Annotated in this window: 12 protein-coding genes; 6 read left to right on the top strand and 6 right to left on the bottom strand. The window is 44.8% G+C overall.

Annotated elements, in window-relative coordinates; all coding sequences use genetic code 11:
• Window positions 1-55: 55 nt before the first annotated feature.
• From LDO05_RS06125 to LDO05_RS06115, 3 genes are read right to left on the bottom strand one after another with little or no spacing between them, the layout of a single operon-like run.
• Entirely contained in the window at window positions 56-1,426 is a 1,371-nt protein-coding gene (locus LDO05_RS06125) for a sensor histidine kinase (protein WP_251377980.1), read from the bottom strand.
• Complete coding sequence (locus LDO05_RS06120) at window positions 1,423-2,097, bottom strand: response regulator transcription factor (RefSeq protein ID WP_251377979.1); 675 nt, start codon at window positions 2,095-2,097, stop codon at window positions 1,423-1,425. Before LDO05_RS06120 ends, LDO05_RS06125 begins: the two co-directional genes overlap by 4 nt.
• Before the next feature lie 32 nt (window positions 2,098-2,129).
• Entirely contained in the window at window positions 2,130-4,106 is a 1,977-nt protein-coding gene (locus LDO05_RS06115; protein WP_251377978.1) for a serine hydrolase domain-containing protein, read from the bottom strand.
• 225 nt (window positions 4,107-4,331) lie between these two features.
• Between LDO05_RS06115 and LDO05_RS06110 the strand changes: the two genes are divergently transcribed.
• Both LDO05_RS06110 and LDO05_RS06105 read left to right on the top strand, forming a co-directional pair.
• Window positions 4,332-5,789, top strand: a complete 1,458-nt coding sequence (locus LDO05_RS06110; protein ID WP_251378629.1) for an IS1182 family transposase — start codon at window positions 4,332-4,334, stop codon at window positions 5,787-5,789.
• Between the two features lie 43 nt (window positions 5,790-5,832).
• Window positions 5,833-6,279 carry a phage holin family protein gene (locus LDO05_RS06105; protein ID WP_251377977.1) on the top strand — a complete coding sequence of 149 codons (447 nt, stop codon included), beginning with the start codon at window positions 5,833-5,835 and terminating at the stop codon, window positions 6,277-6,279.
• A 129-nt stretch (window positions 6,280-6,408) separates the two neighbouring features.
• Here the strand turns inward: LDO05_RS06105 and LDO05_RS06100 are convergent, their stop codons facing one another.
• The gene (locus LDO05_RS06100; RefSeq protein ID WP_251377976.1) at window positions 6,409-6,891 is read right to left on the bottom strand and encodes a hypothetical protein; all 483 of its coding nucleotides are present in this window, start codon (window positions 6,889-6,891) and stop codon (window positions 6,409-6,411) included.
• A gap of 13 nt (window positions 6,892-6,904) precedes the next feature.
• Window positions 6,905-7,429, bottom strand: coding sequence for a hypothetical protein (locus LDO05_RS06095; protein ID WP_251377975.1), 525 nt, complete (start codon window positions 7,427-7,429; stop codon window positions 6,905-6,907).
• A gap of 484 nt (window positions 7,430-7,913) precedes the next feature.
• Here LDO05_RS06095 and LDO05_RS06090 point away from each other — a divergent pair, with 484 nt between their 5' ends.
• A complete protein-coding gene (locus LDO05_RS06090) occupies window positions 7,914-8,828 on the top strand; it encodes a peptidoglycan recognition protein family protein (protein ID WP_251377974.1) in 915 nt (304 codons plus the stop codon).
• Window positions 8,829-9,076: 248 nt separating this feature from the next.
• Window positions 9,077-10,492: an IS1182 family transposase gene (locus LDO05_RS06085; RefSeq protein ID WP_251378628.1), complete on the top strand. Its 1,416-nt coding sequence runs from the start codon at window positions 9,077-9,079 to the stop codon at window positions 10,490-10,492.
• A gap of 88 nt (window positions 10,493-10,580) precedes the next feature.
• On the opposite strand, the gene LDO05_RS06080 is transcribed toward LDO05_RS06085, so the two are convergent.
• Window positions 10,581-10,928, bottom strand: a complete 348-nt coding sequence (locus LDO05_RS06080) for a hypothetical protein (protein WP_251377973.1) — start codon at window positions 10,926-10,928, stop codon at window positions 10,581-10,583.
• 148 nt (window positions 10,929-11,076) lie between these two features.
• On the opposite strand from LDO05_RS06080, the gene LDO05_RS06075 reads away from it, so the two are divergent.
• Window positions 11,077-11,781, top strand: a complete 705-nt coding sequence (locus LDO05_RS06075) for a response regulator transcription factor (RefSeq protein WP_251377972.1) — start codon at window positions 11,077-11,079, stop codon at window positions 11,779-11,781.
• Window positions 11,778-12,764: a sensor histidine kinase gene (locus tag LDO05_RS06070; protein WP_251377971.1), complete on the top strand. Its 987-nt coding sequence runs from the start codon at window positions 11,778-11,780 to the stop codon at window positions 12,762-12,764. The genes LDO05_RS06075 and LDO05_RS06070 overlap by 4 nt, the downstream gene beginning before the upstream one ends.
• Window positions 12,765-12,910 lie beyond the last annotated feature (146 nt).

Raw genomic sequence — 12,910 nt, 5'->3', positions numbered from 1 at the left:
CTTTATCCAAGCAAAGCCGTGGTCAACCGTCTTATGACGGAACCACGGCTTGTCTCTATTTCCTCAACAGCTGCCCTTCAGGCAAGTCAGGTTTTGAGTAATTCCGATTACCTAGCGGAAGCTCAACCGTGAATACCGATCCAAGCCCCTCCTCGCTCTGGACAGATACAGTACCCCCGCACAGCTCGGTAACCCTTTTAACGATGGCAAGTCCCAGTCCGCTTCCCTGTCTGCTGCGGGAGCTATCCGCCTGATAAAAGTGCTCAAATATGCGTGACAATGCCGGTTCAGGAATACCGCAGCCTTCGTCCCTGATGCGGACGCAGATTACTTCGTTCCCGCGGGCTATCGATACGCCGACAGTACCACCCTCGTCAGAGAACTTAATCGCATTACCGAGCAAATTGATCCAGATTTGCTGGATCAGCTCCTCATCCCCATAAATATTCGTTCCAGGCAGGTCTAGATCAAGTGTCAACCCTTTTTTGTGCCACTCGGTCTCCAACAGCAGAATTGTCCTACGGATCTGCTCATCCAGCGAAAAAGACATGCATTGGGTGGGCATGGTCTGATTCTCCACACGGGATAGCTTAAGAATATTAGACGATAGCTTATTCAGACGACTAGTCTCCTCGATAATCACATCTGTATATTCCAGCAGCTGCTCCCTGGGCATTGGGCTGGTCTGAAGAAGCCGGGCAAAGCCCTGGATGGAAGAAATGGGAGTTCTGAATTCATGAGACACGTTGTTGATAAAGTCCTTGCGCAAATATTCAATCTGCTTCAGTTCCCCAACCATTGTATTGAAATCCTGTGCCAGCCTGGCCACTTCATCCCTGCCTGAATAGGGCACCTGCACCGAGAATTTGCCCTTGGCAACCTCCCGCGTGGCCTCGGTAAGCCGCCGAAGAGGCTTCATCATCTGCCTGACCGCAATCAGGATTAGCACAGAACCGATAATCGCGCAGTTGATGATTGTGTTCACCATAAGCTGCGCAACGGGGTCGAAGTAGGCCGCCACATAAGGAGTCAGCAGCACATATCGCTCACGCAGCTTGAACAGCGTTGCCCGGACACTCCGATTCTCCCGCTCCACCGGCACATAGATACTTGTACCCGCTTCCAGCTGAGCTTTCGAGCTCTGATCCAGGGACACGGGAAGATCCCTGCTCTGCGAGTAGTAATCCATTTGGTAAAAGGATGTCCTGCTCAGGCGGGCGATCTCCTCTGCGCTGAGATCCGTCCTTCCTGCCAGCTGCCTGATCAGCCGCGACTCTGCCATTAGATGGCTCTCCATATCCGTAAGTACCTTATCAAAGTAAAAATTAATAGCAAACGTAAATGCCAACTGGCAGGAACCAAGCAGAATGCCCATAAAAATTAGAACGAGTTTTAGACGTATCGAGGTAAAGCCAAACCTTCTCATACCCTCTTCTCCGCTTTATACCCAAGCCCCCGCACGGTAACTATTGCGAACGGCGTCCATACGTCCAGCTTTTCTCTTAGACGCTTCACATGTACATCCACGGTCCTCTCATCTGCTGTGGCATCCAGGCCCCAGATTTCGTCCATGAGCTGCTGTCTGGTGAAGATCTGACCGGGATAGCTAAGCAGCTTGAACAGTAAGTAGAACTCTTTTTTGGGCAAAGGAATGCAGACGTCCTTCACGGTTACAGTCATTGTACGGCAGTCGAGCACACTATCTCCGATAACAATCCGGTGTTCATTCGCGATCCGGGCTCTCCTCAGCAGGGCTGCAACCCGGAGCAGCATCTCATTCATATCCAGCGGCTTCACCATATAATCATCCGTCCCGGCCAGAAAGCCCTGTCTCTTGTCTTCGAATTCCTCCTTGGCCGTCACCATCAGAATTGGAAAATAAAAATTAGCCTCCCGCACCAGACGGGTCAGTTCAATTCCGTCCATTCCCGGCATCATAATATCGCTGATCATCAGGTCTATTTGATGCTCCTCAAGAAGAGACAACGCCTCACGGCTATCCGCTGCCTGGAGAACACGATAATGCTGCTGCTCCAGTGAGGCGGTAATCAGTCTCCTGAGATTAGTATCATCTTCAACTACCATGACATGAATCATATCTGCTTCTCCATTCTGAATCCTCTTGGTCTCTAATCTATGAAATGAAAGAAATGCCAATTACTTAAAAGAATCAAGAAGCTGTTCAACAGTAAGGCCGTTGTCATCTGCAACCACTTCTGTCCGCGGGTCTGAGACTGCCGTCTACCTTTATAAATCGCAGTTACAAGTAAAATTTCTGCAAGTATGGCCAGTATCCAGTTTATCATAATTCCAGTATTTAACTGCCCCACGGTGGCATCCTGATTGCCTGCGGCATTCATAAGCAGGACTGCGCTATTAAGCACTACGGCTGCTCCGCCTGTCGAAGCTGCTGCCGTCCAGCGGCCCGAAGGGTTCGAACTGGATAGACCTTTTCCCTTCATACAGCTTAATAGCCGCCTTACTAACAACACAGCAGGTGTTATGACAAAAAACAAAATACATAGGACGGCCAGGGCCAAATAGCTTATTAATGCAGGCAGAGAGCGGCCAGGCGGGAGTGGAACAATATCCGTGGCTATTCCTTTGCTAAGACGTATGACCTTGCCATGTAACATTTCAGCGTACAGCAGCGGAGCCAGCTTCTTAAGTCTTGGATATTCGGTATGAGTAAGCTGGTATAGCTGCGGATGAATTTGCTTGTATTCTCCGAACATCCCCATAACACGAACGGTTAGGTCAAATTCTCCCTTCGCCTCAGCCTTAATCAGCCCTAAATAGCTGAGCACTTCCTGGACTGTGGTATAAGAATTTTGGGCAATGACATAATGCCCGGCTACATCACTGGATCTCTGTAAAGGCCCTCCGGATTCAGCAGAAATTGCGTGTTTGTTCTGTATCAGATGATTAACCAGTCCGGCTGTAAGACTTTGCTCTATCTCTGCGTTAGTCAGGACCACGATTCCCAGCTTCTCTTCAGGAACAATGGCAAAATTGCTGGAGAAACCCATCGTATTCCCACTATGGCCCACTGCACGGGGCGATCCACTATATTCCCAAAAGCCATGCGCATTCGAAAGCAGATCCTTGTCTGGAGTATAGCTGCGGGAGAGCATCGCGTGAAGCGTCTCTGTTCTGGAGAAGAGCGGATTATGCTTCGTGGTCAGGGCTATGGCGAAGCGGGCCAAATCTTCCGCCGTTCCTTCCATGGCACCCGCGGGATAGAGCGGGATATAATATTGGCCCCGAGGGGTGAATCCCTCTTGTTCTACCGCGGCGTACCCTTCCGCTTTATCCTTCTTCAGTTCAGGATGATCCTTAAGGCTCGGATGCCCGGACGTTCGGAGCATGCCCAGCGGGCGAAGGATGTGATTCATCTCGTAGTCCGGGAAGTCTTGCCCGCTGACCTTCTCCACCGTTAATGCCGCCAAGGCGGTAGAATAGTTAGAATAAGCTATTACTGAGCCGGGCTCGTAGATTTGCTCAGGCTGGACGGATAATAACGTCTCCTCAAGCGGCTTCAGATCATCCGCAGACCTTATGAACAAAGACAGTGGATGCTGTTCAAAACCGGCCGTATGGCTCATGATGTCCAGCATGGTGATAGGCGACTTATACCGAAGCTTATCTCCCAGATCTTTCGGAAGGTAAGTCTTAATGTCCTGATCCAGCCTCATCTTTCCTTGTTCCACCAACTGCATCACTGAGGTCCAGACAAACATCTTATTGATGGACCCATAACTGAATACCGTCCTGGAAGGGTCTACAGGAACCTTCTGCTCAATATTGGCATATCCGTAACCTTTGGAGAAGATGATCCGGTCCCCTCGTGTTACCACGACAGCCGCTCCTGGAGTTGACTTCCCGATATACGAATTTACATAGCTGTCGATCTCATGTTCCAATTGGCTGTACGGGATACCTGAGGGGGTATGTCCTGATCTTGAGCCCTCCGCCCCGAACGCGGAGCAAGTAGACCCCGTGGTGACCAGAGCAGCAGCCAGCAGTACAGCAGCGATGCGCAGGATCATACTGTCCATATAACGTGTTCTTCCGGTTAATCGATACAGCTTGCATATCTTCATCATTCATAGGCCCCCATAAAAATTAATATGGTTGCAGTATAAGGGTGGAAAATGAACTAAGTATGAACTTTTTGCAAGCTGGCTTTCTTGTTAAAAGGCCGAAAAAATAGAAAAAAAAGAATCCTTATTAAAAGGATTCCAGTCTGTAGACAAAGTTCCGAAAGGAGCAGGTCTACAGACTTTTTTTGTAGAATAAGTCAAGGAAAAGGTTGATTCGAGGTGTAAATGATGATTAGTAAAAATAATTATGAAGGTCGCTTTCAGATTTCTGTGAATGCGCTAGACGACCTTGTGCCTAAGGATCATTTGGTTCGCAAGTTAGAAAATGCGATCGATTTTAGTTTTATATACGAGCTGGTTCAAGATAAATACAGTGCGGTTACAGGGCGTCCGAGTGTCGATCCCGTAGTTCTGATTAAAATCGTGCTTATCCAGTATCTATTTGGCATTCGCTCCATGCGCCAAACCATTCGGGAAATTGAAACTAACGTAGCTTACCGCTGGTTCATCGGCTATGACTTTACCCAGCCCATTCCCCACTTCACCACTTTTGGTAAAAACTATGTTCGCAGGTTTAAGGACACGGATATTTTTGAATCCATTTTTGCACGTATTCTGGAAGAAGCTTTAGGGCATGGCTTTGTAGAGCCTGACGTGCTTTTCATGGATGCAACGCATGTGAAGGCAAACGCCAACAAAAATAAATATGAAAAAACGATGGTACAGGAGCAAAGCAAAAAGTACCAAGAGCAGCTTGATAAAGAGATTAATGAAGACCGGATCCAGCATGGGAAGAAGCCTTTCGGAAAAAAGCCTAAGTCCGCTCTGAAAGAAACAAAAACAAGCATCTCCGACCCTGAGAGCGGACTATTTGTAAAGGGCGAAAAAGAACGTGTATTTGCCTACAGTTTTCATACGGCCTGCGACCGCAACGGCTTTGTTCTGGGTGCGAAAGTAACTCCAGGAAATGTACATGACAGCCAGGTGTTTGAGGATGTGCTTGAGCTCGTAAAGAAGTCTCTGGGCAAGCCCACAGCTGTAGCAGTTGACGCTGGATACAAGACTCCCTACATTAGTAAATTGCTGATCGATGACGGGATACGGCCTGTTATGCCATACACAAGACCTCGTACGAAGGATGGCTTTTTCAAGAAGTATGATTACGTATACGATGAGCACTACGATGCCTATATCTGTCCGAACCATGAGTTTCTAACCTATGAATTGACGAACCGGGAAGGGTACAAGATGTATCGTTCCGATCCCACAATATGCAAAGACTGCCCCTTCTTGAGTCAGTGTACCGAAAGCAAGGACTTCACCAAGCGAATTAGCCGCCATATTTGGGCTGACTATCTGGAGGAAGCAGACCACCTTCGGCATACCGATGAAAACAAACAAATTTACTCACAGCGCAAGGAAACGATTGAGCGCGTATTTGCAGATCTAAAGGAAAAGCATGGCATGCGATGGACGACTTTACGAGGACTTCGTAAAGTTTCCATGCAGGCGATGCTCGTTTTTGCTTGCATGAACCTCAAAAAGTTAGCCACCTGGCTCTGGAAGTCCGGTGGCTCAAAGCGATATTTCGCTTTATTTATGATCTCTTACAGAAAAAACAAAGACAAACTCCTGTGTTCCAAACGGGAACAAGGAGTTTGTCTGCAATCTGTAAGGACTCCTTAATTTTTAAGGAGTCCTTTTTATTATGTATTGTGGAGGAAAATTTGTGTATGACAAAATTTTAAATATGATTATTGCTTCATTTGGTGTGATCACTACGTACGCCTTTGGTGGTTGGAATGAAGCGCTTGCCCTGCTCGCTATATTAGTTGTTTTTGATTGGTTTACAGGAGTATGTGCTTCTCTACGTGAAGGGTATAAAAATCCATCAGATAAAACTAAAGGGTTAAATTCAAATAAGGGTTTCTTAGGAATATTCAAAAAATTTCTTATGTTCACTGTCATCGCTATTCTATATAGGATTGATAGCCTACTTGGATTAAGTGGCACACTAAGCCTAGCTGTCGGAGCAACTTACTTTTATATAAGTAATGAGTTGATTTCGTTGGTGGAGAACTACGGTAGACTCGATCTTCCAATGCCAGAGCAATTCAAAAGAGCGATTGGCGTTCTGAAAACAAAAAGTGAATTTAAAGAGGAAAATATGAAATAGGAAAAGTTATTAAAGCTGTTCATTATATGGTTTTTTATAATTATGTCTGTGAATCATTAGAAAGGCATTAATAACTTTAAATACGAACGTAAAAGGAACGGGTATGCTCCCCGTCCCTTAACAATTCAATTAATCAGCTATAGATAATAATTGTTTAATTATTTTTTTGTACAGTCCTTGATCGTACATTGCTTTAAGTATGACCGTTGTACGATGTTCATTGCATATACCTAATTGCTTGTAGATGCCTTGAACTTCTTCTAATGTTGGAAGTTCATTGTTAAAGAGAACCTTGGGATATTTCAACGCCTTCTGAAAAGAAATAATCCTATCTTCTGAATCCACACCCAAAGGAATATCGTCCTGTTCATCGGAAGAGTTCACGACAATTTTTATGCCACTAAGCCTGTCCGACATAATAGAAAGTACAAATTCTAAATCCAATCTTTGCAATTCAGAAAATTGATATTGAACAAGTGTATGCCAATACGGGTACTTTTCATCGACTTTTGAAATCATCGCTAGTCGTTGCAAGTTATTATTTAAGTTTCCAACTTGTGTTTCCAACTCATCAATGCGTTTCTGTTGCGCTAGTAATTCGTTTTCCAACATATATCCCCCTATATTAGAGTAAAAAGAAGATAATTGACGTTACTGCATCGGCAATTTGAAAGGAAACAGACTTTTCGCCCGTAATTTCCTCCAACCCTTCCCAAAGTATTCTTTTTACGTAGCTTTCCGCAAAGTTTCCAGCTGCAACTATTTCGTCGAGAATATCGGCGATGCCACTTAAATTATTCTTGAAAACTTTTGCGGAACCAGCATCAAGGTAGTCTGTAATAATTTTTTGTACCCATTCATTTCTCGCGCCTGCTCTTAGTGCTGATGAAACGCCTTGAAGAGCTTTTTTTGTAATCCATGATTTGATTCCGTTTGTTTGAAATTGTCCGTTACCGTTACTAGGAGGGGCTTGGATACTTGTTATTACATCACTTGACGGTACAACAGATGGTGCAACAATAGTTTTTTGTACAGGCGTTGAAGAAGTAGTAGTATTGTCCGCGAATGCGCTAGTGGCTCCTGTAAGAAGTATGACACAAGACAATGTACCTGCAAATAGTTTCTTCCCTAACTTGTTCATTTTTAGCATTTGATTATCTCCAAAAATTGGTTTTTTTAATATCAACTTACAATATGACTATAACAAACCATTTTTGTCGAAGTAAGGTGAAAGATGTAATAGATAGAAAAATAGTCGAAAAGTAATACAATCTACAATGTGTATAATTTGAAATAATGCTACTAATTCGTACCTATCGTGCTTCTTTGATATTCCTCTGCATATAAAATTCGATAGGCCGATTTAAAGAAAGGAGTATTTTTCTAAGTATGCTGTCGTGAGCTTCTGACAAAATGCCTATCTATGTAGAATATATAGGTACAAAAGTATAATTTCGTTAATAAATAAAATGACGGATGAACTAGATCTAAAAGAGTATCTGTTGGTTGAGCTAGAGGAACAAGCTTTTAAAGATAAATTTCCAACAGCTGTTTAATAAATATTTTTAAAGTCACTCGCAAATCACGTTTGGCTTTTTTTATTGTGTCTAGATGTCCATTGAAAGGAGAAAAACATGAAACAACAAGGACACTTTCTTTTATTGGAACGTTCCGAGTTTAGAGACTGGCTTAAAAAGCAGATTATTACTCGCAAGATTAATCAACTACAAGTACACCATACAGCTTCTCCAAATTACTCAACTAGAAGAATCATTAATGGTGTAGCCCAACAAGACTATTTTGCTTGTTTGGAAGGTATGAGAAACTTCCATGTTAATACAGAAGGCTGGTCTGCCACAGGCCAAAACATTACTACATTTGAAGATGGAAGAATTGCCATCTCACTAGATCGAGACTTAAATCAAACACCAGCAGGAATTAGAGGGAGCAACACGGGGGCTATATGTATTGAGAACATTGGCAACTTCGACAAAGGTGGCGACTGTATCACAGATGAGCAACGTATTACTATTGTTCATTTGTATGCTTGTTTAGCTGAAAAGTTTAATGTCCCAGTTGATACAAACCATATTGTATACCACGCTTGGTTCGCTCGTACTGGCGAGAGGCTTAATGATTACTCACCAGGTAAATCTAGCAAGACCTGTCCAGGGACAAACTTTTGGGGAGATGGCAATACAATTAATGCAGCTAACAAAAACTTCATTCCACAAATCAAAACGGAATTGGCGAGATTGAAATGTGCTCCTATCCCCGCTCCTGTTCCATCTAATAAAAATATTAAAAAGGATGATGAACCAATGACAGCAGATGAAAAGAAAGCATTCGCTGACTTGCAGCAAAAAGTTGCTGAACTTGTTCATGCCAACAGTATGGATATTCCATCATATGCTAAGAAATCTATAGACAAGTTAACCAAGCTAAAAGATAAAAGTGGAAATCCAGTTGTTAATACACCCAATGGACGTAGCGCCGACTTCTATGCATTGGTGACTGTGCTTGACCGTGTTGGAATTTTTGATAAGTAAATTTAGGTTTCCTTCATCTTGAAGGAGAAACTTGGCACAAGAAGCGCAGTTCACGAGTAGATATACATTCAGCAGGTAGATCAAGAGTTTACAATACGGAAAAGCATGTAGTTGAAGATAAACGTTAGAAGTTAAATGGAGATCCTAAGATCTCCATTTCAGTCTGTAGACAAAGTTCCGAAAGGAGCAGGTCTACAGACTTTTTTTGTAGAATAAGTCAAGGAAAAGGTTGATTCGAGGTGTAAATGATGATTAGTAAAAATAATTATGAAGGTCGCTTTCAGATTTCTGTGAATGCGCTAGACGACCTTGTGCCTAAGGATCATTTGGTTCGCAAGTTAGAAAATGCGATCGATTTTAGTTTTATATACGAGCTGGTTCAAGATAAATACAGTGCGGTTACAGGGCGTCCGAGTGTCGATCCCGTAGTTCTGATTAAAATCGTGCTTATCCAGTATCTATTTGGCATTCGCTCCATGCGCCAAACCATTCGGGAAATTGAAACGAACGTAGCTTACCGCTGGTTCATCGGCTATGACTTCACCCAGCCCATTCCCCACTTCACCACTTTTGGTAAAAACTATGTTCGCAGGTTTAAGGACACGGATATTTTTGAATCCATTTTTGCACGTATTCTGGAAGAAGCTTTAGGGCATGGCTTTGTAGAGCCTGACGTGCTTTTCATGGATGCAACGCATGTGAAGGCAAACGCCAACAAAAATAAATATGAAAAAACGATGGTACAGGAGCAAAGCAAAAAGTACCAAGAGCAGCTTGATAAAGAGATTAATGAAGACCGGATCCAGCATGGGAAGAAGCCTTTCGGAAAAAAGCCTAAGTCCGCTCTGAAAGAAACAAAAACAAGCATCTCCGACCCTGAGAGCGGACTATTTGTAAAGGGCGAAAAAGAACGTGTATTTGCCTACAGTTTTCATACGGCCTGCGACCGCAACGGCTTTGTTCTGGGTGCGAAAGTAACTCCAGGAAATGTACATGACAGCCAGGTGTTTGAGGATGTGCTTGAGCTCGTAAAGAAGTCTCTGGGCAAGCCCACAGCTGTAGCAGTTGACGCTGGATACAAGACTCCCTACATTAGTAAATTGCTGATCGATGACGGGATACGGCCTGTTATGCCATACACAAGACCTCGTACAAAGGATGGCTTTTTCAAGAAATATGATTACGTATACGATGAGCACTACGATGCCTATATCTGTCCGAACCATGAGTTTCTAACCTATGAATTGACGAACCGGGAAGGGTACAAGATGTATCGTTCCGATCCCACAATATGCAAAGACTGCCCCTTCTTGAGTCAGTGTACCGAAAGCAAGGACTTCACTAAGCGAATTAGCCGCCATATTTGGGCTGACTATCTGGAAGAAGCAGACCACCTTCGGCATACCGATGAAAACAAACAAATTTACTCACAGCGCAAGGAAACGATTGAGCGCGTATTTGCAGATCTAAAGGAAAAGCATGGCATGCGCTGGACGACTTTACGAGGACTTCGTAAAGTTTCCATGCAGGCGATGCTCGTTTTTGCTTGCATGAACCTCAAAAAGTTAGCCACCTGGCTCTGGAAGTCCGGTGGCTCAAAGCGATATTTCGCTTTATTTATGATCTCTTACAGAAAAAACAAAGACAAACTCCTGTGTTCCTAACGGGAACAAGGAGTTTGTCTGCAATCTGGAATCCTTATTAAAAGGATTCTGTTCTCATCATCTATAATAGCGTACGTCCCTAAACCCGTTATTTCTTCTCCACATGCAGCAAGGTGATTGGCTTAACTGAATAAGTATCCTGCAGCTGGGTCTCGGAGAGGACATTTAGCTTAAGCAGGCTGGATATCTTCGTGGTGTCCGGTCTTGACGCAAGCCGCCACAGCTCGGGATCAGGAAGAGCCTGATACAATTTGTTCTCATCGTATTCCTTGCGCTCCTGCTGAACCAGCTTGACTTTGTAGCCCCCAATGTCAAGCTCGGTGAAGTTGTGTTCACCCAGATAACCGGTTATCTCCCTCCGAAGCTCGGCAAGCCGCTGTTCAATTTCCTTATGCTGCTGTTTCAGCTCAAAATAAAGCTCCACCTTCTTGTCCATATCCCACTCTCCTCCTCTACCCATACCTATGCGTAGTATGACGAGGTTTAGACATGTAATTGAATTCACGGGATTCTCCTTCATGTATAATATGGGTATGTTTGGTTATTACGTGAGACATTTGGCTTAAAAAAAAAGGAGTCTAGTGATGTATACGATAATGATTGTGGAAGATGACCCCAAGATCGCCCAGCTCCTGAAATCCCATATCGAGAAATATGGAGATCAGGCGTCCGCTATTGACGAATTTGGACATGTGTTAGATGAATTCAAGCGAATAGAACCTCACATTGTACTGATGGATATCAATCTGCCCAGCTTTGACGGATATTACTGGTGCCGTCAGATCCGCACCCTGTCCACCTGTCCGATTATCTTCATCTCGGCACGCAGCGGAGAGATGGATCAGGTGCGGGCACTGGAGAACGGAGCCGACGATTATATAACCAAACCTTTTCACTATGAAGTCGTCATGGCCAAGATCCGCAGCCAGCTAAGGCGAGTCTATGGGGATTATGCCGCCAAATTGGAAGAGCGTACGGTAGCCCAGGCCGGACTGATTCTTTTCCCGGAGAGAATGGAATTGAAGCTTGGGGACCAGACTGTAACGTTAACCAAGAAAGAAGCGGTTCTTATTGAAGCGCTGCTAGAACGAAGTCCTAGGTCCATCAGCAGGACGAAAATTCTGGATAAGCTATGGGACGATTCGTTCGTAGACGATAATACGCTGAGTGTCAATATTACGAGGGTGCGCAGGAAGCTGGCTGAGCTTGGAATTGAGGATTCCCTTGAGACGCTTCGGGGCGTTGGGTACCGCCTTAATGTCACCTGGAAGGATGAGTCCGCGCCATGAAGCTGTTCGTACGCGAGCACGTCCCCCTCTTCCTGTTCTGGACTGCCCAGCAACTTCTGATCCTGCTGGTCTATTGGTATGACGGCTATAATCATCCGCTGACTGCGCTGTATGCGTGCTTTCTCAGCTTCTGCCTGTTCGCCGCTTATCTCGGATACAGGTATTTCACCCACCGGCTTCTATATAAGCGTCTGGCCCACCCGCCAGCAGCCTTTAAGGATTCCATCCACGCTGGTGACGCTGCCCCGTTATCCTCGGCTGTCAGCAATCTGCTGGATATTCAGTTCAGACATTATCAAGACCAGCTTACAAGATACGAGAAGCATCAGCAGGAGCACTTGGTGTTCATGAATCAATGGGTGCACCAGATGAAGACCCCCCTCTCGGTCATCGAGCTGATCACTCAGAACGAGGAAGATTCCACTTTTGAGAATATCGCTGAGGAAGCTGACCGGATCAGTCGTGGGCTTGAGATGGTATTGTATATGGCGAGGCTTGAGACATTCGAGCAGGACTTCCAAGTGGACAAGGCCCGCCTACGGGATATTGTTCAGGATGTTATACATGAGAACAAGCTGTATTTTATCCGCAGCAGTGTCTACCCCGATAATCAGATTCCGGATACATACACAGTCCAGACTGATGCCAAATGGCTCCGGTTCATGCTGCAGCAGATCGTCTCCAACGCAATTAAATATTCAGCGGGCAGCCGAAGCACCGTTACATTCACAGCATTCTGCCATGAGACTGACCTCTGTCTTGAGGTTCGGGATTCGGGAATCGGAATTCCTAAGTCCGATCTGGCACGCGTCTTCCGTCCTTTCTTCACCGGAGAGAACGGCCGGACTTATAAGGAATCTACGGGGATGGGGCTATACCTGGTTAAAGAAGTTGCGGACAGATTGGGTTATGCAATTGAACTGGAATCCGCCTTATCCCGCGGAACGACTGTACGGATTCGATTTCCCCATACAAATACATGAACTGCTGCATATTATTCCCCCCATTCCAGTGGATGCGGGGTTTTGCTCATGTTCACTTAACAGATTCGCAATCTAATCTTACAGCATTGTCAGCTTTCTGAAAGATTGATCGATAGGACGAAAATCTGCACGGCCTTACAATGGGA

This window comes from Paenibacillus sp. YPG26, assembly GCF_023704175.1.
In the GTDB taxonomy this organism is placed as follows: Bacteria; Bacillota; Bacilli; order Paenibacillales; family Paenibacillaceae; genus Fontibacillus.
The sequence above is the reverse complement of the archived record's forward strand: the minus strand, read 5'-3'. Positions and strand labels throughout refer to the sequence as shown.

Bases quoted from the DNA above. Each gene is read 5' to 3' on its own strand.
- LDO05_RS06080 (WP_251377973.1), bottom strand. From the start codon at position 10,928: ATGGACAAGAAGGTGGAGCTTTATTTTGAGCTGAAACAGCAGCATAAG.
- LDO05_RS06070 (WP_251377971.1), top strand. From the start codon at position 11,778: ATGAAGCTGTTCGTACGCGAGCACGTCCCCCTCTTCCTGTTCTGGACT.
- LDO05_RS06090 (WP_251377974.1), top strand. From the start codon at position 7,914: ATGAAACAACAAGGACACTTTCTTTTATTGGAACGTTCCGAGTTTAGA.
- LDO05_RS06110 (WP_251378629.1), top strand. From the start codon at position 4,332: ATGATTAGTAAAAATAATTATGAAGGTCGCTTTCAGATTTCTGTGAAT.
- LDO05_RS06095 (WP_251377975.1), bottom strand. From the start codon at position 7,429: ATGCTAAAAATGAACAAGTTAGGGAAGAAACTATTTGCAGGTACATTG.
- LDO05_RS06120 (WP_251377979.1), bottom strand. From the start codon at position 2,097: ATGATTCATGTCATGGTAGTTGAAGATGATACTAATCTCAGGAGACTG.
- LDO05_RS06085 (WP_251378628.1), top strand. From the start codon at position 9,077: ATGATTAGTAAAAATAATTATGAAGGTCGCTTTCAGATTTCTGTGAAT.
- LDO05_RS06075 (WP_251377972.1), top strand. From the start codon at position 11,077: ATGTATACGATAATGATTGTGGAAGATGACCCCAAGATCGCCCAGCTC.
- LDO05_RS06115 (WP_251377978.1), bottom strand. From the start codon at position 4,106: ATGATGAAGATATGCAAGCTGTATCGATTAACCGGAAGAACACGTTAT.
- LDO05_RS06125 (WP_251377980.1), bottom strand. From the start codon at position 1,426: ATGAGAAGGTTTGGCTTTACCTCGATACGTCTAAAACTCGTTCTAATT.
- LDO05_RS06100 (WP_251377976.1), bottom strand. From the start codon at position 6,891: ATGTTGGAAAACGAATTACTAGCGCAACAGAAACGCATTGATGAGTTG.